General features: G+C 29.8%; 21 protein-coding genes. 16 read left to right on the top strand and 5 right to left on the bottom strand.

Annotated elements, in window-relative coordinates; genetic code table 11:
• Positions 1-591 precede the first annotated feature (591 nt).
• Complete coding sequence (gene rocD, locus L0U72_RS09360; RefSeq protein WP_233862033.1) at positions 592-1,872, bottom strand: ornithine--oxo-acid transaminase; 1,281 nt, start codon at positions 1,870-1,872, stop codon at positions 592-594.
• 333 nt (positions 1,873-2,205) lie between these two features.
• Between rocD and L0U72_RS09355 the strand changes: the two genes are divergently transcribed.
• The 8 genes from L0U72_RS09355 to L0U72_RS09320 all read left to right on the top strand — a co-directional run bounded on the left by L0U72_RS09355 (position 2,206) and on the right by L0U72_RS09320 (position 9,049).
• Complete coding sequence (locus tag L0U72_RS09355) at positions 2,206-3,399, top strand: mechanosensitive ion channel (protein WP_233898964.1); 1,194 nt, start codon at positions 2,206-2,208, stop codon at positions 3,397-3,399.
• 239 nt (positions 3,400-3,638) lie between these two features.
• A complete protein-coding gene (locus tag L0U72_RS09350) occupies positions 3,639-4,127 on the top strand; it encodes a lipocalin family protein (protein ID WP_233898963.1) in 489 nt (162 codons plus the stop codon).
• Positions 4,128-4,176: 49 nt separating this feature from the next.
• Positions 4,177-4,872 carry an OmpA family protein gene (locus L0U72_RS09345; RefSeq protein WP_233898962.1) on the top strand — a complete coding sequence of 232 codons (696 nt, stop codon included), beginning with the start codon at positions 4,177-4,179 and terminating at the stop codon, positions 4,870-4,872.
• Positions 4,873-4,974: 102 nt separating this feature from the next.
• On the top strand, positions 4,975-6,426 hold the full coding sequence (gene rlmD / locus L0U72_RS09340; protein WP_233898961.1) for a 23S rRNA (uracil(1939)-C(5))-methyltransferase RlmD: 1,452 nt from the start codon (positions 4,975-4,977) through the stop codon (positions 6,424-6,426).
• A gap of 20 nt (positions 6,427-6,446) precedes the next feature.
• A complete protein-coding gene (locus L0U72_RS09335; protein ID WP_101917335.1) occupies positions 6,447-6,932 on the top strand; it encodes a DUF6452 family protein in 486 nt (161 codons plus the stop codon).
• Positions 6,913-7,671 (top strand): DUF6048 family protein, encoded by a 759-nt coding sequence (locus L0U72_RS09330; protein ID WP_233898960.1) that lies wholly within the window; start codon positions 6,913-6,915, stop codon positions 7,669-7,671. The genes L0U72_RS09335 and L0U72_RS09330 overlap by 20 nt, the downstream gene beginning before the upstream one ends.
• Positions 7,672-7,750: 79 nt before the next feature.
• Entirely contained in the window at positions 7,751-8,698 is a 948-nt protein-coding gene (locus L0U72_RS09325; RefSeq protein ID WP_233898959.1) for an isopenicillin N synthase family dioxygenase, read from the top strand.
• A 27-nt stretch (positions 8,699-8,725) separates the two neighbouring features.
• Positions 8,726-9,049, top strand: coding sequence for a translation initiation factor (locus tag L0U72_RS09320; protein WP_101915731.1), 324 nt, complete (start codon positions 8,726-8,728; stop codon positions 9,047-9,049).
• A 515-nt stretch (positions 9,050-9,564) separates the two neighbouring features.
• Here L0U72_RS09320 and L0U72_RS09315 read toward each other — a convergent pair.
• Entirely contained in the window at positions 9,565-10,599 is a 1,035-nt protein-coding gene (locus tag L0U72_RS09315) for a cytochrome-c peroxidase (protein WP_233898958.1), read from the bottom strand.
• An 88-nt stretch (positions 10,600-10,687) separates the two neighbouring features.
• Between L0U72_RS09315 and L0U72_RS09310 the strand changes: the two genes are divergently transcribed.
• From L0U72_RS09310 to L0U72_RS09290, 5 genes are all read left to right on the top strand, one after another.
• Positions 10,688-11,389: an HmuY family protein gene (locus L0U72_RS09310; RefSeq protein ID WP_233898957.1), complete on the top strand. Its 702-nt coding sequence runs from the start codon at positions 10,688-10,690 to the stop codon at positions 11,387-11,389.
• A gap of 37 nt (positions 11,390-11,426) precedes the next feature.
• Positions 11,427-12,137 carry a hypothetical protein gene (locus L0U72_RS09305; protein ID WP_233885258.1) on the top strand — a complete coding sequence of 237 codons (711 nt, stop codon included), beginning with the start codon at positions 11,427-11,429 and terminating at the stop codon, positions 12,135-12,137.
• A 214-nt stretch (positions 12,138-12,351) separates the two neighbouring features.
• Positions 12,352-13,269 carry a nucleoside phosphorylase gene (locus L0U72_RS09300; RefSeq protein WP_233885253.1) on the top strand — a complete coding sequence of 306 codons (918 nt, stop codon included), beginning with the start codon at positions 12,352-12,354 and terminating at the stop codon, positions 13,267-13,269.
• Between the two features lie 8 nt (positions 13,270-13,277).
• Complete coding sequence (locus L0U72_RS09295; RefSeq protein WP_101917349.1) at positions 13,278-14,138, top strand: substrate-binding domain-containing protein; 861 nt, start codon at positions 13,278-13,280, stop codon at positions 14,136-14,138.
• Between the two features lie 17 nt (positions 14,139-14,155).
• Entirely contained in the window at positions 14,156-14,347 is a 192-nt protein-coding gene (locus L0U72_RS09290; protein WP_101917350.1) for a hypothetical protein, read from the top strand.
• A gap of 76 nt (positions 14,348-14,423) precedes the next feature.
• Here the strand turns inward: L0U72_RS09290 and L0U72_RS09285 are convergent, their stop codons facing one another.
• The gene (locus L0U72_RS09285) at positions 14,424-15,065 is read right to left on the bottom strand and encodes a protein-L-isoaspartate(D-aspartate) O-methyltransferase (RefSeq protein WP_101917352.1); all 642 of its coding nucleotides are present in this window, start codon (positions 15,063-15,065) and stop codon (positions 14,424-14,426) included.
• Between the two features lie 395 nt (positions 15,066-15,460).
• On the opposite strand from L0U72_RS09285, the gene L0U72_RS09280 reads away from it, so the two are divergent.
• Both L0U72_RS09280 and L0U72_RS09275 read left to right on the top strand, forming a co-directional pair.
• Positions 15,461-16,426 (top strand): Gfo/Idh/MocA family protein, encoded by a 966-nt coding sequence (locus L0U72_RS09280; RefSeq protein ID WP_101917353.1) that lies wholly within the window; start codon positions 15,461-15,463, stop codon positions 16,424-16,426.
• Between the two features lie 25 nt (positions 16,427-16,451).
• Entirely contained in the window at positions 16,452-17,366 is a 915-nt protein-coding gene (locus L0U72_RS09275) for a 3-hydroxyacyl-CoA dehydrogenase family protein (protein WP_338116490.1), read from the top strand.
• Between the two features lie 3 nt (positions 17,367-17,369).
• On the opposite strand, the gene L0U72_RS09270 is transcribed toward L0U72_RS09275, so the two are convergent.
• A complete protein-coding gene (locus tag L0U72_RS09270) occupies positions 17,370-18,851 on the bottom strand; it encodes an FAD-dependent oxidoreductase (RefSeq protein WP_233898956.1) in 1,482 nt (493 codons plus the stop codon).
• A 21-nt stretch (positions 18,852-18,872) separates the two neighbouring features.
• Positions 18,873-19,592 carry a class I SAM-dependent methyltransferase gene (locus L0U72_RS09265; protein ID WP_233898955.1) on the bottom strand — a complete coding sequence of 240 codons (720 nt, stop codon included), beginning with the start codon at positions 19,590-19,592 and terminating at the stop codon, positions 18,873-18,875.
• Between the two features lie 259 nt (positions 19,593-19,851).
• Between L0U72_RS09265 and L0U72_RS09260 the strand changes: the two genes are divergently transcribed.
• The gene (locus L0U72_RS09260; RefSeq protein ID WP_233898954.1) at positions 19,852-22,431 is read left to right on the top strand and encodes a KAP family P-loop NTPase fold protein; all 2,580 of its coding nucleotides are present in this window, start codon (positions 19,852-19,854) and stop codon (positions 22,429-22,431) included.
• Positions 22,432-22,444: the final 13 nt, after the last annotated feature.

Below are 22,444 nucleotides of genomic sequence, written 5' to 3'. Positions count from 1 at the left end.
TTTATTTCAGTTTCGCATCCTGATTTTCCACGGTTATTCCCTTTTTTTTTATGATTCTTGTCAATTCGAGTGATTTTAATGACTAAAAGGAATTAAAATTGTATCGAGAATTTGAATTCTTTTATATTAATCAATTTTAGAGCCTGTTTAAATTTCTCTGAAAAAAATATAGTGGCAAAAAATGACGGCAAGGGGTTAAAACCCCTTGTTAAAAAGTTGTTAAAAAGAGCTAAAATCACAAAAAAAGCTAAAAACTACGGCAAATTAAGATGAGAAACTGAAATAAATTCAGTTTGACGCATTTTTATTTTAAAACAAGGGGTTTTAACCCCTTGCCATACTATTTTGATGTTACAAAAATTTTTGGAATAAAATTTAAACAGGCTCTTATACTAAAAAAGTTCTCGATACAATTTTTTTGAAGGAAAAAAATCACTCGAACTGACAGTTTATTTAATTTTTAAACAGGCTCTTAGAGCATCAGAATCAATAAAAATCAAAATAATATTTTATAAAAATTCACAAAAAAAGGAACGATTTATTAAAATCGTTCCTTTTTTATTTTCACTTTATATTAAAAAAATAAGAAGCTTATTTTTTAAACTCAGAAATAGTTTTCTTAATAATTGCGATACAATCCATTAATTGTGCTTCGGTCATAACTAAAGGCGGTGCAAAACGAATAATATTTCCGTGTGTTGGTTTAGCTAATAATCCGTTATCACGTAACTTCATACAAATATCCCAAGCCGTTGAACTATCTTCAGTATCGTTAATTAGAACAGCATTTAATAACCCTTTTCCTCTTACCGATAATACTAAATCAGTTGTTTTAGCAAATTCTGCTAATTCAGCTCTAAAAATCACACCAAGATTGTATGCGTTTTCAGCTAAATTTTCTTCTTGAACCACTTCTAAAGCAGCCATTGCTACAGCAGCAGCAATTGGATTCCCTCCAAAAGTAGACCCGTGATTTCCTGGTTTAATAACATCCATAATGTTATTATTTGCCAACACAGCAGATACTGGATATGCTCCTCCTGAAAGTGCTTTTCCTAAAATTAAAATATCCGCTTTAATTTCTGGTTCTCCAGAACAGTTTTTATCAGCACAAGAACAGTTTCCACAAGTTGCTAATAAACGACCTGTACGTGCAATTCCTGTTTGAACCTCATCAGCAATAAATAATACATTATGTTTTTCACATAAAGCTTTTGCTGCTGCTAAATATCCTTCAGAAGGAACATATACTCCTGCTTCTCCTTGAATTGGTTCTACTAAGAAACCAGCAATATTTTTATCGCTTTCTAAAACTTCTTGTAACGCTTTTAAGTTGTTATATTCTATTTTGATAAATCCGTTCGTAAACGGTCCAAAGTTTTTACGAGCTACAGGATCATTTGAAAAAGAAATAATCGTTGTAGTACGTCCGTGGAAATTGTTTTCACAAACAACTATTTTAGCATCATTTTCATTGATTCCTTTTACTTCATAAGCCCATTTTCTACATAATTTCAAAGCTGTTTCTACGGCTTCTGCACCTGTATTCATTGGTAATAATTTGTCAAAACCGAAAAGCTCTGTAGCAAATTTTTCATATTTCCCTAACATATCGTTATAAAAAGCACGAGAAGTTAACGTTAATGTTTTTGCTTGATTAACCATGGCATCAACAATTCTTGGATGACAATGCCCTTGATTTACTGCCGAATAAGCAGATAAAAAGTCATAATACTTTTTTCCTTCAACATCCCAAACATGTACACCTTCACCTTTACTCAATACTACTGGTAACGGGTGATAATTGTGCGCTCCGTATTTGTCTTCTAATTCAATCGCTTGTTGCGAAGTTATTTGTTGTAAATCAGCCATTTAAAAATAATTTTTAATTAATAAAAAAACTATTCCTATTCACCTTTATCCTTTCGAAGAAATTTCGAAAATTCAGCGTGGGAAAGAAATCATCCCTAAAAAGTGTTGCAATATTACTAAATATTAAGTTTTTTAGTCTTAAAAATGCCTATTAAAAAAAAAATTGACGCTTTTTTAGATTCTTTTTAAATAACTATTATTTAAAAAGGCTCTAATTGAACTTCAATTAATTTTATCAGTATTTTTTTTTAAAAGAGGAATCAAAATTAATAGTGACTATTTATTTAAACAAGTGTCATAACCATAACTAATAAAACTTAAAAAATATAAAAAATGAATCAGATTTTAGACACGTACAATCAAATTACAGGTAGCTTTGGAAATCCTATTAGCGCCTTATTAATTATTATTTTAGGATGGTTAGTTGCAAAATTAGTTAGATCTCTTATCAATAAAATAAGTGATAAAAGTGGTTTAAATAAAACATTAAGTAATAGTAAAATTAGTTTTGGTGATTTAATATCAAAATTAGTGTACTACTTAATTATGATTTTTGTTTTTATGATTGCCCTAGATAAATTAGGAATGACAAGCGTTTTAGAACCGATTAAAGGATTATTAAACGGCTTTACTCAATTTATTCCAAACATTGTAGGCGCAGGACTTGTCGGTTATATCGGTTATATGTTAGCAACAATTGTTTCTGAATTAATTGGGTTATCAGGAGGAACAATTCAAAAATTTGCACCAAAATTAAACCTTCCTGAAAATATTAATATTGTTACCATTCTTAAAAAAGTTGTGTTTATCTTTATATTTATTCCGCTTTTAATAGCCGCTTTAAATATTTTAAATGTTGATTCTATTTCTCAACCAGCAACCAATATGTTAGAGATTTTCTTCGCTGCAATTCCTAAAATATTAGTAGCAACGTTAATTTTAATAATATTTGTTATTGGAGGTAAATTTTTAAGTAATTTGATTAAAGATTTATTAGACAGTTTAAATCTTAATGAAATATTAAAAAGCGCTAATTTAGACTCTTTTACAGGTAAAACGAATGTTGAGAAATTAATTGCAAACATTGTATATGCGTTTATCGTATTATTTGGTGTGATGACTGCTATTGATAAATTAGAATTCAGCAAACTTTCTGAAATTATGAATACGGTTTTAAATCTTGCTGGAAATATTTTATTCGGATTACTTATTTTAGCGATCGGAAATTGGATTGCAACAATCACTTCTAAAAACTTTATGAAAAGTGATGATAATAAATTTGTAGGAAGTATTGTAAGAGTTGCTATTTTAGCGGTTTTCTTAGCAATCGGTTTAGGTAAAATGGGTATTGCTGATGATATTATCAATTTAGCTTTTGGAATAACGCTTGGTGCGGTTGCCTTAACCGTAGTACTTTCTTTTGGATTAGGTGGTCGTGAAGCTGGTGGTAAACAAATGGAAAAAATATTAAATAAATTTAGCAACAATACAAACCACAACACAACCGATGTTGCGAAAAAAGAATAATGTTAAAATAGTTAGAATAACGGCTATTAATTAATTATTAAAGCACCTCTATCGAGGTGCTTTTTTGTCAAAATAAAACTGGGGTTTTAATTGTTTTTTAAGTATCTTTAGGTGACTTTTAAGCAGTAAAAGTGTCTTAATTATAGTGAAGATAAATGCCTACTATTTTTCATCAAAAAATAAAAAAATAAAACGAATCGACTTAAACTATTATAAATCTAAATCAAATTATGAAAAACATGAAAAAGACCTTATTTTTTATGCTATTTTTAGCTACAATTTCAATGAGTATTGGCTGTAAAACGACCGCTTCAGCAGTAAATACCAAATTAGACAACAAAACTGAAAAAATGTTAAAAGGAAACTGGACTATTAGCGCAATTAATTACACAGGTGCTAACTTATTTAAAGTGACTTCTTTTAATATTACTGATTCTAACTGTTTTATCGGAAGTAATTGGAGCTTTATTTCAAACAATAATAAAGGACAAATGAGCCTTAATAATCCGAGTACTTCTTGTGTTGATTTTAATTCGCCAACTACTTGGTACATTAACAAAGAAGGAAATTTTGTATTAAAAATAATCAATAGCCATAAAGCGAAAAATGTAAATAACGGCTTTGTTTTAAACATCAATAATTTAACACAAACAAGTTTTGATTTAGTTGATAAAATTAATGTTGCTGGTAGTATCAAAAATATTACTTATTCATTTCAAAGAAACTAATATTACAATCATTTAACATCAATAAGTACGTAATTTAAAAAGATATATCATGAAAAAAACAATCATTTATAGTTTAGCTGTTGTCGTATTAATAGGTAGCACATTCACTTCGTGTAGTTCTGTGAAAAATGCTAACAATACTCAAAAAGGAGCGGTAATCGGTACTACCGCAGGAGCGCTTTTAGGAGCAGTTCTTGGAAATAATTTAGGAAAAGGTAAAAACTCAGAATTAGGAGCTGTTCTAGGAGGCGTTGTCGGTGGAGTTACGGGAGGTATTATCGGTAATAAAATGGACAAACAAGCACGTGAAATTAAAGAAGCACTACCTGGAGCCGATGTCGAAAGAGTTGGCGAAGGAATTATGCTTACTTTAGGTGAAAGTGCCGTTCGATTTAACACCAATAAATCAAGCTTAACACCAACAGCACAAGCAAATTTAGATAAATTAGTTCCTGTTTTTGAAGAATATAAAAACACAAATATCGTAATTTACGGATACACCGATAGTACTGGTAGAGCTGAATATAACTTAACACTTTCTGGAAAAAGAGCCGATGCTGTAAAAAATTACTTAACAAGTAAAGGACTTGTAGGAAGTCGATTTGAAACTAAAGGTTTGGGAATTAACGACCCAATTGCCTCTAACGAAACACTAGAAGGTAGAAGTAAAAATAGACGTGTTGAATTTGCTATTGTTGCAAACGAACAAATGGTTAAAGAAGCAAAACAAGAAGTGAAACAATAAGAATTTCGTTGTTTTATATAAAAGGCTACTCAAATGAGTAGTCTTTTTTATGCAATCAATCCATAACTTTTCATAATTTTGCAAACCTATAAATAACAGCCAATGCCACGTAGAGAACGAAATAAATTTGTAAGAAAGAATCAAGTTTTAGAATTAAGAATTGAAGATTACGCTTTTGGAGGAAAAGGAATCGCACGAATAAAATCCGAAGAAGGTAGTTTTGTTGTTTTTGTTCCCAATACTTTGCCAGGTCAATTGGTGAAGGCACAAATTAGCAAATCAAGTAAAAAATATGCCGAAGCGAAATTAATTGATGTTTTAGAAGCATCAAAAGATGAAGTAACATTGCCTTATCAAGACATTCCTGGAGCGCCTTACATTCAATTACCGATTGAATTACAACATCAATATAAAAAAGAAAGTACCTTATCTTTATTTCAAAGAATAGGAAAAGTTGAAAATATCGAAGATTTATTTGATGAATTTATCTCTTCTCCAAACGTATTTCACTACAGAAATAAAATGGAATATGGTTTTTCAGCCATTGGATACGATAGAGTTAACAAAACCGATGCCGATTTTTTCACCTTAGGATTTAAACGCCGTGGAACTTGGTGGATGGGTGATAATTTAGACAAAGATTCTGGTTTATTTGATGCGCAAGTTGAAGATAACTTAAAAGTAATTCGTGAATATTGTGAAAAAACAGGTTTAGCGCCTTGGCACGGACCAAAAAGAGAAGGTTTCTTTCGATATTTTGTAGTGCGTAAATCATATAAAAATAACGAATTATTATTCAATTTAGTAACCACTTCACCTGATTTACCAAAATTTGATATGCAAGCTTTTGCTAGTTTATTAAAAGATATTTTTGGCGATCGTTTAGCAGGATTATTACATACAATTAACGATGAAGTTGGTGATAGAACCATTGCAACCTCAGGAAGTATCGAACTTGTTACAGGGAAAGATAAAATTGTGGAAGAATTATTAGGTTTAAATTTTGAAATTAGCATGAAAAGCTTTTTTCAAACAAATCCTAAATCCGCAGAAAAATTATACACCAAAGTCGTTGATTACGCTTTAGAAAATAAAGAAGCTGTTGATAATACTGTCGTGATGGATTTATTCTGTGGAACAGGAACTATCGGACAAATTTTAGCGTCAAGAAGTGAAAATGCTAAAATAGTTGGAGTTGATATTGTCGCCTCTGCAATTGAAGATGCCAAAGAAAATGCCAAACGAAATAAAATTGAAGGTTTACAGTTTTATGCCGCCGATGTTGGTAAGTTTTTATATGAACATCCTCAATATCAAAATAAAATTAAAACCATTATTTTAGATCCTGCTCGTGCTGGTATTGCGCCAAAAACATTGCGTAAAATCATCCGATTAAATGCCGATAGAATGGTCTATGTTTCTTGTAATCCTGCAACACAAGCACGTGATACAGAAGAATTAATGAACGCTGGTTATAAACTAAAAAAGATTAGTTTAGTCGATCAGTTTCCACATACAGCACATATCGAAACCGTTGTTTTATTCGAAAAATAATTTATAAGAAACTTTTTTCAATGAAAAAATATATATTTACGTGTCTTGTTTTAGGGAGTTTTTTTATCGGACTATCCTCTTGTGAAAAAGATGATTTTTGTGTAGAAAATCCCGTAACGCCCAATTTAGTGCTTCGCTTTTATGATAAAGAAAATACTTCTGAAAAAAAGAAAGTTACTCGTTTTTCAATAATAGCACAAAATAAAGACAGTCTTTTTGTCAATCAAAATACCGATTCTATAAATATTCCGTTAAACAGTTTGGATAACCAAACTGTTTATACGTTAAAAATGAATGCGACCGATAATTTAAGTATCAATAATAAAACAGCAACACTAACTATAAACTATAAGCCCGAAGAAGTTTATGTTTCTCGTTCATGTGGCTATAAAGTTATCTTTAATGATGTGAAATTAACGCATACAGGTTGGATTGATAATATATCAACGTCTAAAATAACGACTATTGACAATCAAAAAAAAGCACATGTACAAATATATTTTTAAGTGTATTCTTAGTTCTTGCTTCTTGTTTTTTTCTCTAAATAGTTTTTCTCAAAAAACATCTCAAAAAAGATTAAAAGCGAATACAGAAATTATAAATAATCAAAAAAATAAAGACGAAAATAAAACCGATTCCATATCTTATAAAACAGGCTATGGCTTGCGTTTAGGAATCGATATCAGCAAACCTGCCCTAGCCATTTTTGATAAAAGTTATAGCGGACTCGAATTAGTCGGCGATTATCGAATTTATAAAAATTGGTATATCGCCACTGAAATAGGCTATGAAGAAGAAATAACTTTCGAAGATTTTACCAAATCAACCTCAAAAGGAAACTTCATACGACTTGGTGCAAATTACAATGCCTATAAAAATTGGCTGGATATGAACAACGAAATTTATGTTGGTTTTCGATATGGTTTTGCAAGTTTCGACCAAACCTTGAATAATTATAAAACAAATGTTGGTACTAATTATTTTGCATCAAATACAATAAAAACTCCTGTTACCGAAACTGGACTTACAGCTCATTGGACAGAAATTCAATTAGGAATTAAGGTAGAAACTTTTAAAAATCTATTTTTAAGCGCAGGGTTTTCTTATAAAATAATGATGAGTGTAGATGATCAGAAAAACTTTAAAACACTCTATGCTCCTGGTTTTAATCGTGTTTTTGAAAGCAATACAGGTTTTGGATTCAATTATACAATATCCTATTTAATTCCTTTTGTTAATAAGTAATTTCACGATGTACGCTTGATTTTACTAACTTTACAGCTTTTAATGATAAAACTTATTAACACTTTTAAGATATTTAATAATGAATAAAATTCCGAGCGTAAATTTAACCGACTTTTTATCCGAAGATAAAAACAAGAAGCAAAAATTTATCAATGAAATTGGTAATGCTTATGAAAATATAGGATTTGTAGCCTTAAAAGGTCATTTTTTAGATGATGAATTAGTTACGAATTTATATGCTGAAATTAAAAAGTTTTTCGATTTACCAACGAGTGTAAAAGAGAAATATGAAATTCCTGGTATTGGTGGTCAAAGAGGTTATGTTTCTTTTGGAAAAGAAAGTGCGAAAGGAAAAAAAGAAGGCGATTTAAAAGAATTTTGGCATTTTGGACAATATGTAGAAGCAAGTTCTAAATATGCCAACATATATCCTGAAAATGTAACGGTTCAAGAACTAGAAAATTTTAATAAAGTAGGAGAACAAACCTACAAAATGCTAGAAAAAACAGCCAAATATGTATTGCGTTCTTTAGCGTTACACCTGAATTTAGAAGAAACTTATTTTGATAAGTATATCAAAAATGGAAACAGTATTTTGCGTCCTATCCACTATCCTCCTATTCAAAGCGAACCTAAAGGCGCTGAAAGAGCGGCTGCTCATGGTGATATTAATTTAATTACCTTATTAATGGGGGCGCAAGGAAAAGGACTGCAAGTTCAGAATCATAAAGGCGATTGGATTGATGCCGTTGCACAACCTGATGAATTGATGATTAATGTGGGCGATATGTTATCGCGTCATAGTAATAATAAATTAAAATCGACGATACATAGAGTAACGAATCCACCAAAAGAATTATGGGGAACATCACGTTATTCAATTCCATTTTTTATGCACCCTGTTTCTGATATGAAATTAGATGTTTTAGAAAATTGTATTGATGCTGAAAATCCAAAGAAATTTGAAGATATTACCGCTGGTGAATTTTTAGACGAACGCCTACGTGAATTAGGCTTAAAAAAATAAGCCAAAAAAACAACAATATAAAACAGCATGGATTTTAAAGATCAATTAAAAAACTTATTTCCCGATCATCAAGAAAGTGAGGTAAAGGTTGAAAAAAAGTCAGCAATTTGGCTACAAGATGACCCGATACTTTGTAAGTATGAAAAACGCAAAGGAAAACCAACTACTATTTTAGATGGCTACACGGGCGCTACCGAAGATTTTAAAAAATTAGCCAAAGAAATTAAAACCAAACTTAGTGTTGGAGGTAGTTTTAAGGATGATAAAATAATTATTCAAGGTGATTATCGTGATAAAATCATGCAAATTTTAAAAGATAAAGGCTTTAACGTAAAACGTGTTGGAGGCTAATCTAAATCATAAAAAAAGTGTTAGAATTTATCAATTCTAACACTTTTTTTATTTTTGATATAATCGAATTTAATCAAATCTGTCATATTTAAACTAGTTGCTAGTAGGAGCCTTACGCTCGTACCGTATGTGAATTTATTTTAGATTAAGCTATTTTACTTATAACGGCACAAGCAAGATGCTTGCGCTAGCGGTCTTAAAACCCCTTGTTTTAAAAATAAAAATGCGTCAAACTGAATTTATTTCAGTTTCTCATCCTGATTTGCAACAGTTTTTAACTTTTTTTGTAATTTTAGCTCCTTTTAACAAGGGGTTTTAACCCCTTGCCGTCATTTTTTGCCACTATATTTTTTTCAGATGAAATTTAAACAGGCTCTAAGTATCTTTTAATTTAAGTTTTAAAATTTTAGTTGCTAGTGCGAGCGTCACGCTCGTACCGTATCTGAAAATATTTTAGATTAAGCTGTTTTGTTATAACGGTACAAGCAAGATTCTTGCGCTAGCGGTGAAAAATACTAACTCTTTTTATAAGACGTAAGTGTTTCTAAAAATAATTTGATACTCTTAATATCAGCTTCTTCTAACTTTTTATCTAACTGAACTTTTCCCATTATTCTGATAGCATTTTCTAATTTAGCAACACTTCCATCGTGAAAATAAGGCGCTGTTTTTGCCACATTTCGTAACGATGGTACTTTAAAAGCATATAAATCAATCGGTTTATTCGTTATTGAAAACACCCCTTTATCGATTATTTTACTTTTAGTATGTTCCCAGTAAGGTCTTATATCACTACCGAAATTTCGGATTTTACTACCACCAACTAACGGACCATCATGGCAAGAAATACAATTTCGAGACATAAAAATAAACAAGCCTTTTTTCTCTTGCTGATTTAACGCCTGTTGATTTCCTTTTAAATATTCGTCAAATTTTGAAGGCATTAATAGCGTTCGCTCAAAAGCGCCAATGGCTTTTGTTAAATTATCAAAATTTATTGGATTCGCTTGATTTGGATACGCTTTTTTAAATAATTGTTGATATTTTTCAATTTTACTGATTTTATCAACAACGGCTTGTTCGCTTTCCATTGCCATTTCTACAGGATTTAAAATTGGCATTCCTGCTTGTTCTTCTACGGTTTTTGCCCGTCCGTCCCAAAATTGAGCAATATGCAAACTCGAATTAAATACCGTAGGCGCATTTCGAGTTCCTGTTTTTCCAGCAACTCCTTTTGATACAGCTTCGGTATCAGCACCAAAATTATCTAAATCATGACAGGATGCACAACTAATCGTATTATCTTTTGATAATCTTTTTTCTTCAAATAATAGTTTTCCTAAAGATATTTTTTCATCAGTAAGCTCATTAAATGTAACATAACCATTTGCTGGCAATGGCGAAAAAATTTTGTTTGCTTCGGATAATAAATTCTTATAATCATCTTTTTTAGGGATTTTAACCAATTCTTCCTTTTTATTACAGGAATAAAAAATAGCCAAACTAATAAGTAATATGATCTTAAAATTAAAAAAACAGTTATTATTCATTATTATTTTATTTTCTTTATTTCCTTTTATTTTATGTTAAATTAAATACATTTGCAAATATAATATAATTAATCTAAATAAATATAAGATGAAATTAAAGTATCTTTTAGTACCGCTTTTAGTTAGCATACTGAATTTATCCTGTAACAAAAATGAGGAAGATGAAAATCAGAATGAAAAAGAAAAAACATTTTTAGACTCGCGAGTTCCCGAATTTACCACGATAACAAAAGAAGGAAATATCGTACATGTTAAAAATATGTTTACTTCTCCTAAAAATGAAAAAGGTGATTATGTATACACCAAATTTAATCTTGAAAAAGCAACATATGTAACCGATGATTCTTGGGATATTGCCTTTGCAAGTAGAATTATCATCATCAATGGCGGAGAATGGACACAAGGATATACCTCTGGTGGCGTCTTAGAACCTATGCGAACAAAAAATGCGTCAGCGGCTATTATTAAAGATGATTATGAAAATATAACTGTCGTTCCTAGCGATGCTATTTTTAAACAAGACGGTATTGGAAAAACGGCAATTGATGATTTTGGAAAAGGAATGTTCGACCCATACGAAATGCACGATGACCACACGCTTAGAGTAAAAAAGAACCAAACTTTACTGATTAAAACAAAAAATGGACATTATGTAAAATTAAAAATCGAAGACCTTTATAAAAACGGAGATACTTCTGGAACAATGAAAGAAGTTCTTGAGCATAAATACCCGTATTATACCTTCAAATATTTTTTAAATCCTGTTGCAGGAAACAAAAAACTTAATTAAAAATCTATATATAAATTTCAATCATAAAATAACAATCATGAAAAAAATTACAATGCTATTATCAAAAACTTTTTTAGCACTTTTTTTAACCACACTTACCCTTACAGGATGTTCCGATAAAGACGAAGAAAAATTACCTAAAACAAACACAAAGACACTTCAAGTTACTACAACTGCCCTTGGAGACCAAACAATCACAGATAAACAAACTGGTGATTTTCATAAATTTAGCTTTAAAGAAGGTGCTTTAGAACCAACTAGTGATGCTTGGGATTTTGCCATAAGAGGACGTGTTTTTCTAGTAAATGGACTTTCAAAATACGAAGGTGGCGAAAAAATAGGACTAGAAAATGAACCTAAAAGAAGTAAGGATGTAGCTGTTTCAGTGCAAGAAGATGAATTTGAAACTCGTACTTCTGCTCTTGGGTTACCTGACCATATATATCAACAAGACGCTTTAAATAGAGGTTACGAAAACTATATAGCCGCTATAAACTGGTTGCCTAGAAATTTTTCTGGAGATTCTCGTAAAACTTGGTATTATCGTTCTTCACAAAATCGTGATGTTTTACTCTTAAAACCAATCGTTTTTATATTCAAAACACATGACGGACATTTTGCAAAAATGGCAATCAAATCAATTAAAAGAACAAATACTGATTTTGATAAAAAAGAAACCATTGATTATGTAATTCAATATTATTATAATCCTGAAAAAGGAAACCCAAACTTAGATGAAAAAATATAATTCCTGAATTTTAAGAATATATTTTAAATCATCTAAAAAAATAATAAAAATAGAACTGTTAATCGCAGTTCTATTTTTTTTGAAAGTATATTTTTGAAAGTATATCAAACTCAATTAAAGAAGCACTTAAAATTAAGCATCAATCTAAATAACTATTATGCAATATTACCTGTTGATTTTTCTTATCTTGGTGGCGCTAAAACTAAAATAGTTAATGAACATACAAAACTCTGAACTTATTTTAAATGCTGATGGAAGTATTTATCATTTAAATTTAAAACCAACACATATTGCTACCGATATTATTTTTGTAGGAGACCAAAATCGTGTTGATAAAGTTACACAACATTTTGATACGATTGAGTTTACCACACAAAAAAGAGAATTTAAAACAACTACAGGAACTTATAAAGGTAAACGACTTACCGTAATCTCAACAGGAATTGGTCCTGATAATATTGATATTGTTTTAAACGAATTAGACGCTTTGGTAAATATCGATTTAAAAACACGCCACGTAAAAAAGACACATACACAGTTAAATATTACCCGTATCGGAACTTCTGGTTCTTTACAAGCTGATATTCCTGTAAATAGTTTTCTACTAAGCACACACGCTTTAGATTTAAATGGAATGTTACATTCGTATCAAATAACAGCAATTTCTCATCCAGAAATAGAAAACGCTTTCGTAAAACACACCAATTGGAATACCGAAAAAGCAAGTCCAATAATTATTGCTAATAGTACATTTTTAGAAGATAAATTATCATCAAAAATAACTTCAGAAATAAATTCAGGCATAACTTCAAACATACACTCTACTAGAGTTTATAAAGGAATCACAGCTACAGCAGGCGGTTTTTACGGACCTCAAGGACGTGTATTACGATTGCCATTACAAGATGCAACTCTAAATAATAAAATAGATAGTTTTGAATATCAAAATAATAGAATTACCAATTTAGAAATGGAAACTTCTGCTATTTATGGATTATCAAAATTACTAGGACATAACGCCGTTTCTATGAATGCCATTATCGCAAACAGAGCAACAGGTGATTTTAGTGAAAATCCCGAAAAAATTACAGCCGATTTAATAATATATACATTAAATAAATTAGTTCAATAAATCAATAAATGACAAATTTAAAAGTAGGTGGTGTTCCTGAACATTTTAATTATCCATGGTACACCACCTTAAAAAACAAAGAATATACCAAACAAGATATCAACTTACGTTGGCAGGATTTCCCTGGTGGTACAGGTGCAATGTGCAAAGCATTACGTGCTGGTGAAGTAGATATTGCCATTGTACTTACCGAAGGAATTATTAAAGATATTATCAATGGAAATCCATCTAAAATAACACAGACATTTGTAAAAAGTCCGTTAATTTGGGGGATTCATGTAGGAAAAAAATCATCTTTTAAAAAAATAGAAGACCTAAAAAATGCTACCGTAGCCATAAGCCGTTTTGGTTCTGGATCACACTTGATGGCAATTGTAAATGCTCATAATAATGGTTGGGATATCGATCAATTAAAATTTAAAGTAGTCGGTGATTTGCAAGGTGGAATCGATGCTTTAACAAACGGAACTGCCGATTATTTTATGTGGGAACATTTTACAACAAAACCTTTAGTTGATAATCAGACTTTTAGACGCTTAGGAGATTGCCCAACTCCTTGGCCTTGTTTTGTGGTAGCGGTTAGGAACGAAGTTTTGGAACATCATTTTGAAGCCGTACAAAAAGTATTAAAAACCATTAATACCTGTACTGCTGATTTTAAAGAAACACCAAACATCGATAAAACACTAGCAATCAGATATGAACAGCAATTGGAAGACATTCAAGAATGGTTATCAATAACGCAATGGAATGACGGCGAACCGATATCTGAAGACTTAATAACCAACATACAAAATAAAATGGTCGGTTTTAGCGTTATTGATTCAACAATAGATTCTAGTGAATTAATCAGAAATATGTATATTTGATTTTTAAACCAAACAAAATGAAAAAAACAATAGTTATTACCATTTGCACGCTTAGTCTTATCGGTTTTTCTTCTTGCGGAAGTACAAGCCCTTGTGGTTTAGCCAAAAATGAACCAACAACAAAACAATATCAAAAAAAATATCAACTAGAAAAAGCTGAAATTACATCAGCAATTATGGTTGCTGATGCAAGCATAATTACAGAATAATCAAAATGATAATATCGTTTGATATTCAAAAAATCAACTTAAAAATTAATAAATCTGCTAACTAAAAGTAGATTTGTTAATTTTTCTTTTGTAACATCGGTACAAATTTAAAATCCCCTAATTCGTGTTTTTCAAATTCTTTTGCCGATTTCCGAATAAATAACGTCATTATTTGCTCTTTATCACCTACGGGAATCAGTAATTTCCCTCCTACTTTTAATTGACTTAACAACGGTTTTGGCACAAAAGGCGCACCTGCGGTTACAATAATTTTATCAAAAGGAGCTTCTTCGGATAAACCAATATAACCATCACCAAAAATAAAACGTTTTGGTCGATATCCTATTTTGGGTAAAAATAACGATGTTTTTTTAAACAATTCGTGCTGACGCTCAATAGAATATACTTTAGCTTTTAATTCTAACAAAACCGCTGTTTGATATCCTGAACCTGTTCCGATTTCAAGTACTTTTTCTCCTGCTTTTACCTCTAAAACCTGCGATTGAAACGCTACCGTATACGGATGCGAAATTGTTTGATTTGCTGTAATAGGAAATGCTTTATCTTGATAAGCGTGCGCTTCAAAACTACTATCAATAAATAAGTGTCTTGGGATTTTACGAACCGCATTTAACACCTTTTCATCAACAATACCTTTTGATTGTAAAACAATTGCTAACTTATTTCGAAGTCCTTGATGCTTTGTAGTATCTCTCATTAATTGTAATCTACTGTGATAATTTTAATTTGACAATTTTAACTTAATAATTAAAAAAACAAAAATAGCACGTATACAAAACACTGAAAAACAAATAACTAATACTGTTTTTCAAGTGAAAAAATCGTATACTACTACTTCAAATTAATTGTCTGTAATAATTTAATTTCAAAAAATCAAAAGTAGTAATAAATATGTATAAAATTGTATCTTTGTTTGCATTGCTTTTTTGGTGATATCCGAAGCAATTATAAGGTTAAAAACACGGTTATTTAAAGATGTTTTCTCTTGAAATTTTAGTTGCTATTTATTTGAAATTTTAGTTAAAAACGTTAAAAATAACCATGAAATTACTGGTAAAATTAATAAATTTTAAATAAAAAATTAAACATATTATGTTAAAAGCTGGAGTTTTAGGTGCAGGTCATTTAGGGAAAATTCACTTACGTTTATTAGAACAATCTGAAAAATACGAATTGGTCGGGTTTTACGATCCTTTTACTGAAAATGCTCAAAAAATAGCCAATGAATTTGGTTATAAATTATTTGATTCTATTGATGATTTAATAAAAGCCGTTGATGTTATTGATATTGTAACGCCAACATTATCTCATTTTGAATGTGCCAAACAAGCTATCGAACAAGGAAAACATATTTTTATTGAAAAACCGATAACCAATACCGTTTTAGAAGCAGAAGCAATTCGAACATTAGCGAGTCAACATCATGTAAAAGGACAAGTTGGTCATGTAGAGCGTTTTAACCCTTCTTTTATGGCCGTTAAAAATATGATTGATACACCAATGTTTATCGAAACACATCGATTAGCAGAATTTAATCCTCGAGGAACAGATGTGCCTGTAGTCTTAGATTTAATGATTCATGATATTGATATTATTTTATCCGTAGTGAAATCAAAAGTAAAAAATGTACACGCAAGCGGTGTTGCTGTAATTTCTGATACGCCAGATATTGCCAATGCACGTATTGAATTTGAAAATGGCTGTGTTGCTAATTTAACATCGAGTAGAATTTCGATGAAAAACATGCGTAAAAGTCGTTTTTTTCAAAAAGATGCCTATATTTCTGTTGATTTTTTAGAGAAAAAATCCGAAGTAGTAAAAATGAAAAATGTTCCTGAAAGTCCTGACGAATTTGCCATGATTTTGCAAAATGCCGAAGGCGTGAAAAAACAAATTTATTTTGATAATCCTACCGTGGTTGAAAATAATGCTATTTTAGACGAATTAGAATCCTTTGCCAATGCAATTAATAACGATACAATTCCCGTTGTATCACTAGCTCAAGGAACAGAAGCATTGCGTGTTGCTCACATGATTATTGATTGTTTTCATAACTAAAAATACCATCAAAAAACACTCAAAAATTAACCTAATTATCAAAAAAAACATGAAAAACATTGCTGTAATAGGAGCTGGAACTATGGGAAATGGTATTGCACATACTTTTGCACAATTCGGTTATTCGGTCTCTTTAATTGATATTTCTCAAAACGCACTCGACAAAGCCATGGTAACTATTACCAAGAATTTAGACAGAATGCTTATCAAAGAAAAAATATCCGAAGAAGCTAAAAAAAATACCTTAGAGAATATTTCGACACATACTTCTATTGAAAAAGGCGTTCAAAATGCTGATTTAGTGGTAGAAGCTGCGAGCGAAAACCTATCCTTAAAATTAAAAATATTTAAAGAATTAGATGCTCTTTGTCCTGAAAAAACGATTTTAGCGACGAATACTTCTTCTATTTCGATCACACAAATTGCAGGAGCGACCAACAGACCTGAAAAAGTTATTGGCATGCATTTTATGAATCCTGTGCCAATTATGAAATTGGTAGAAATCATCAAAGGATATAATACGGCGGATGCTGTTATGAATTTCACGGTTGATTTAGCGAAAAAAATAGGTAAAACGCCTGTTGAAGTAAATGATTATCCAGGTTTTGTGGCAAATCGTATTTTAATGCCGATGCTTAACGAATCCATCGAAACATTATATAATGGCGTTGCTGGTGTTACTGAAATTGATACCGTTATGAAATTAGGAATGGCACACCCAATGGGTCCTTTACAACTTGCTGATTTTATTGGTTTGGATGTTTGTTTAGCTATTTTAAAGGTGCTTTATGATGGTTTTAAAAATCCTAAATATGCACCGTGTCCATTATTAGTAAATATGGTAAATGCAGGAAAATTAGGTGTGAAATCTGGAGAAGGTTTTTACGATTATTCAACAACTAAAAAAGCTGAAAAAGTATCGAAAATGTTTTTAAAATAAATACTATTTTAAATCGCTTCCTCGTGTTCGATTTGCTTGTTGAAGTACGGTATCAGAATGTAAAATTTTTACAGCATCAGCAGAACCTTTTACTTTAGAAGCACTTCTTGCTAACATTTGGGTTTCAAAATCGGTTAATACCGTTTCTCGAATGCCCAATGTTCGCCATTTCGAGAAATATCCACATTTTTTTGAAATCATACGTGCCAACAACAATGCGTCTAATAATGCTTGGTTTGCTCCTTGTCCTTTAAACGGACTCATTGGATGTGCGGCATCACCAAGAAGTGTTATTTCTTTGGCTTCTTTCATAAAATCTAAAGAAAGTAACGCTCTATCATACACAGGATATCCAGAGATTTGAGCCTCTAAAGTAGCGTTTAAAATTTCTGGAATCGGTGTGTGCCATGGAGTTCTACGACAAGCTTTTTCTTTTAATGCCTTTGCTCCTTTCTTACTTAATTCTTTAGCTTTTTCTTCTGAAATAGGAAAACTTAATTGCCACATTACCGAACTCGAATCGTATGGCATCATATACATACGCTCATTTCCATTCGCGGTTTGAAATACCGTTTGAGAATCTAATAATGAATTTTCCAAACCATTTAAAGCATCTAAAGGACAAATTCCTAATATCACGATACAGCCTAAATATCGTAAAGGTGGATTTTTTTGCTCCCTATTTTCAAATAATAAACGACGTACAGTACTTCGGATACCATCAGCACCCACCACAATATCAGCAGTTGCGTTGTGTATTTCATCTGTTTTTCCATCAACTTGAAAATCCAAGGTAATGGCTTTATTCTTTTTATCATCGTTATTTTGATGATTATTTTCTTTAAAACCAATCAATTGATGTCCCCATTTTATGGCTTTCGTATCACCTAATTGTTCAAGGAGTTCAAAACGTAAAGATTGTCGTGCAATGTGAATATTCGTTCGTTTTGATGTTTGTTTTGATGCTTTTGATATTGTTGGTGATACCCATTTTCGCATACCCCATTCGCCAATTATTTTTCCATCAGAAGTATGCACTATATGTTTTGTGGAAATAACACCTTTTTTCAATTTGAAAATCCCAAAACTTTCCATTGCCTTGCTGGCTTGTTGCAAAGTTAATCCGTAGCCTTGCGAACGTGCATCAAAATTATGATCGCGTTCATAAAGTGTAAAAGGAATCTTTCGATGTAAACAAGCAACCGCCAAAGCAACACCTCCGATACCGCCTCCAATAATTGCAATATGAGGATAATTCTCAGCTACTTTATTTTTATTTTCATCATTTTGAATACTAGAAGTATCCGTTTTTATAATTTTTATCAATCCTGAACCATCACAATTTTTGCATTTATAATAGGTTATTTTCGGTTTTTTTTCTAAAAAAGCTGTTTTATTATTTTTATTGATTCTTTTATTGACTCTTCTAGGCTTTTTACCTTCACCTTTACATTGATGACAAATACGCAAATTAAAATTATTCATACGGTTGTAGTTTATGCTATCTTAAAAAATAGTGTAAAGCGTGGTTACAATAACGCCTTTATTAAATTTATTATTTTGATGATTTACACCATTAATAGCAACAGCAACTAATTGTTTTGCTGTTTTTATATTGAAATTAAAAGGAGCTTTTAAAATATCTAATCCGCTTTGTTTTTTCAACCTGATTCCTTGTCCTGAAATAATATCTTTATTCGGAATAAATTCGCCATTTGGCAAATGTTCGGTTAGAATAACATATTTATAATTACTTAATTTATTCACTACATTTTGAACCTCATCGTTCGATAAATGCTGTAAAACTTGCCTTATAATTACGCAATCGGCAGTTGGTAAGGCATCTTTTGCAATATCCAAAGTTTGAAAGGTTACATTTATATTTTTGAATTTTTCTGTATTATATGTTATCAGTTCTGGCACAATATCTACCGCAATATATTGCTTTGTATATTTCACCAATTCTTTTCCGATATTGAAATCGCCACAGCCTAAATCGCAAACCGTTAAAGGCGTTTCAAAAGATGTTAAAAATGAACTTACCGCCGATAAATAAGGTGTTACAATTTCAGTTTCATGTGAACCCGCTCCCGAATAAAAATCTGTATTGTTACTTCCCCATAAATTTAATTCATAAACCTGACGCATCGCATCTTTCGTTGCCCAAGGAGTTTTTGAGGTTTTTGGTTTTTTACTATTATTAATCTTATTCGTTGAATTGTTCATTTAGGAATTGAATTGTTAAAGTAATGTAAAACGATTTTTTATTGAAGATAAATTAAGCTTCAAAGGTACTAACGTTTTATCAAAAGCATAACTTATATTGCTAACTATTTACATTGCTATAAACTTGATTAAAAAATTAATATTTATGATTAAAAAATGCTATAAAAGTTTATATAATTATTACCATAAAAATAAAAACAGTTTTTTTTTAGGATTAATTTTCGTGTTGATATCAGTCTTATTTTCAAAACAAATTTCAATGTTTTTAGGGGGAAATATAGGTATAGCTGATTTTGATGAAAACAAATCAACATTTAACAAGATATACCTAACATTTATAGTTGTTTTTATAATTACACTAATCAAGTATTTAATAAAAAATTATAAACTTTCTAAAGATTGGAATTTTTGGATTATATGCGTTAGTAGTATTTATTATATATCTTTAAGACCTTCTAAAAATTTGTCTTTTCATATTATAAACGACATTCCTTTTAATCAGTGGTTAAACAAATTTGAAATTTATTATTCTGACATCATTCTTTTACTGCTGATATTTACTAGTATTCTTTTTATTAGGAATAACTTTATAAAGACAGATAAATCACCATCAAGTTATTTAAAAGAAGATTTACCTTTAAATGGAGAAATTAGTATTAATAATGAAAAAGTTGTCGATAAATTAATAACTACTATTGATGGTTTTTATCCAGAAGTTGCCTTTATCATAGGAATAAATGCAAAATGGGGAAAAGGAAAAACTACTTTTATAAATCGATTTAAAAATAAAATTACAGAAAAAAATAAAAAGATAATCACTTTTGATTTTAACGCTTGGAAACATCATGATGAAAAATCGATTATAACCAATTTTTTTAGTCAATTAAATAAAGAATTATCTAAATATAATGGAAATGCAACTCCTACAATAAATCAATATGTAAATAGCCTTTTAAGTATCAACAATAATAGCTATATAAAAAGTGTCAAATTAATATCTGATACGCTATCTTCTAAACAATCAACAACAGATTTTTACACTGAAATTGGTAAAATAATAAAAAATACAACAAGACAAATAATCGTATTTGTAGATGATTTAGACAGACTTAATAAACAGGAAATAGATGAAACTCTTAGGATATTAAGAAATGTAGCAAATTTCAATAACATGATATTTATCTGTGGAGTAGACAGAGATTATTTAGAACAAAAAGGAGAACTAGACAGCGGTTTTTTAAATAAAATTTTTAACCTAGAAATAAATTTACCCGTTCAAAATGAAAAAAGCTTTCTTTCAGAACTTATAATTTATATAAAAGATATAAAGGAAAATATTTTATCTCTAGAAATAATAAATGAGATAGTTAAAACATTAGATTATAAAGAAGCTGATGATTATTCTTCAAATAATAATATTTATTATCAAAGTATTTTTTTCTCAGAACCAAGCTCTTCTTTCCCTGCATCATTCTGTGATAGTAAAAACCCAGAATTTTGTACAAGAAGAAAGACAATAACGCCTAGTTTCTTTTTTGATTCCCAAAGAGCTGTAAAAAAATTCTATAATAAACTTGTTTTTAATATTCAGATTTTAGAAAAATTAGAAAATATTAACACTTATGATTACATTTTATTTCATTTATTAGTTTCTAAATATCCTTGGATGTATGAACAATTTAATGATGAAAATTTAATTAATTTATTAACTATAATAGATGAAAATAATTTAAATTTTAGAGATAAAAATGATAGTAAATTAAAATTAGAAATTAACAACAACAAAAAATTAAACGATAGTGATTTAACAATTATACATTCGGTACTTTATGAATTATTTAATTGTCGAAGTAGTCAAAGTGATAATAGAATTAATCAAAAACGTAACCTGCCAATATATCTTAAAAATAATATTTTAAATGAAAGTTTAACTTACACTAAAATTAATAATGCTATTGATAAATTAGAAGTAAAAAAATTGATAAAAAAAATAGAAGAAGATAAAGATAATAAGAATAAATATGAAAATATCACTGCTATTAAAAACGAAATTCTTAAAAGAGAAAACCTCAAAGGCATTAAACATTATGAGCAAGTTTTTGAGTTATTAAACACTAATAATAACATAGAAATAAATAAAGAAGAATTTATTGATATTCTTGCTTGGGCAGGAGAGAATAATAATATTAACAATGATGAATTTGAAGAATTATTAGACTCTGAAGTTTTTACAGATATTAATAATGAAATAGGATCTATTCTAAGACTATCAAATTCATACTATACTAACCTATCAAGTAAATCATCTAATTTAGAAGAAGAAGAAGAAGAAGAAGACAACAATAAAGAATTAACATTTATTAACCCCGAATATGTAAAAAATAAATTAATAAAACTATTTAAAGAATTCTTAAAGAAAGAAAATGATTTAAGTAAGGTTACTCAAATTTTACAACAAAATTGGTGTAAAGAATATAATTTATTTCACCTCATTTTCTATATATATTATCCTGAAATTACAGAATTATTTACAAAGTATCTTGATGATAATTTTAATTATTTTTTAGAATTTAAACTTGAAAAAGATTATGTTTTTTTTGCTGAAATTTTCACGGATAAAGAAGCCCAAAAAGAAGTACTTGAACACGCAATTGATATTAATAATAGTACAGGTAATTTAAGTTCTAAATTCGATCCACATAAAACAAAGTATTTAAATAATGGAAGGACTCATTTCTTAGAATATTTATCAAACAAAAAAGAAACAGGTAATTTTACAGATATTGAGAAAATTAAAATAGATGACATTATGAAAATTATTAAAAATAATATAGCTTAAAATAATATCAAAA

Source organism: Tenacibaculum piscium, assembly GCF_021390755.1.
Lineage (GTDB): Bacteria > Bacteroidota > Bacteroidia > Flavobacteriales > Flavobacteriaceae > Polaribacter > Polaribacter piscius.
Note: the sequence above shows the minus strand (reverse complement) of the source record. Positions and strands in the feature narration are given on the sequence as shown.

Excerpts from the sequence above, each read along its gene's own strand:
- rocD (WP_233862033.1), bottom strand. The coding sequence starts at position 1,872 with ATGGCTGATTTACAACAAATAACTTCGCAACAAGCGATTGAATTAGAA.
- L0U72_RS09355 (WP_233898964.1), top strand. The coding sequence starts at position 2,206 with ATGAATCAGATTTTAGACACGTACAATCAAATTACAGGTAGCTTTGGA.
- L0U72_RS09350 (WP_233898963.1), top strand. The coding sequence starts at position 3,639 with ATGAAAAAGACCTTATTTTTTATGCTATTTTTAGCTACAATTTCAATG.
- L0U72_RS09345 (WP_233898962.1), top strand. The coding sequence starts at position 4,177 with ATGAAAAAAACAATCATTTATAGTTTAGCTGTTGTCGTATTAATAGGT.
- rlmD (WP_233898961.1), top strand. The coding sequence starts at position 4,975 with ATGCCACGTAGAGAACGAAATAAATTTGTAAGAAAGAATCAAGTTTTA.
- L0U72_RS09335 (WP_101917335.1), top strand. The coding sequence starts at position 6,447 with ATGAAAAAATATATATTTACGTGTCTTGTTTTAGGGAGTTTTTTTATC.
- L0U72_RS09330 (WP_233898960.1), top strand. The coding sequence starts at position 6,913 with ATGTACAAATATATTTTTAAGTGTATTCTTAGTTCTTGCTTCTTGTTT.
- L0U72_RS09325 (WP_233898959.1), top strand. The coding sequence starts at position 7,751 with ATGAATAAAATTCCGAGCGTAAATTTAACCGACTTTTTATCCGAAGAT.
- L0U72_RS09320 (WP_101915731.1), top strand. The coding sequence starts at position 8,726 with ATGGATTTTAAAGATCAATTAAAAAACTTATTTCCCGATCATCAAGAA.
- L0U72_RS09315 (WP_233898958.1), bottom strand. The coding sequence starts at position 10,599 with ATGAATAATAACTGTTTTTTTAATTTTAAGATCATATTACTTATTAGT.
- L0U72_RS09310 (WP_233898957.1), top strand. The coding sequence starts at position 10,688 with ATGAAATTAAAGTATCTTTTAGTACCGCTTTTAGTTAGCATACTGAAT.
- L0U72_RS09305 (WP_233885258.1), top strand. The coding sequence starts at position 11,427 with ATGAAAAAAATTACAATGCTATTATCAAAAACTTTTTTAGCACTTTTT.
- L0U72_RS09300 (WP_233885253.1), top strand. The coding sequence starts at position 12,352 with ATGAACATACAAAACTCTGAACTTATTTTAAATGCTGATGGAAGTATT.
- L0U72_RS09295 (WP_101917349.1), top strand. The coding sequence starts at position 13,278 with ATGACAAATTTAAAAGTAGGTGGTGTTCCTGAACATTTTAATTATCCA.
- L0U72_RS09290 (WP_101917350.1), top strand. The coding sequence starts at position 14,156 with ATGAAAAAAACAATAGTTATTACCATTTGCACGCTTAGTCTTATCGGT.
- L0U72_RS09285 (WP_101917352.1), bottom strand. The coding sequence starts at position 15,065 with ATGAGAGATACTACAAAGCATCAAGGACTTCGAAATAAGTTAGCAATT.
- L0U72_RS09280 (WP_101917353.1), top strand. The coding sequence starts at position 15,461 with ATGTTAAAAGCTGGAGTTTTAGGTGCAGGTCATTTAGGGAAAATTCAC.
- L0U72_RS09270 (WP_233898956.1), bottom strand. The coding sequence starts at position 18,851 with ATGAATAATTTTAATTTGCGTATTTGTCATCAATGTAAAGGTGAAGGT.
- L0U72_RS09265 (WP_233898955.1), bottom strand. The coding sequence starts at position 19,592 with ATGAACAATTCAACGAATAAGATTAATAATAGTAAAAAACCAAAAACC.
- L0U72_RS09260 (WP_233898954.1), top strand. The coding sequence starts at position 19,852 with ATGTTTTTAGGGGGAAATATAGGTATAGCTGATTTTGATGAAAACAAA.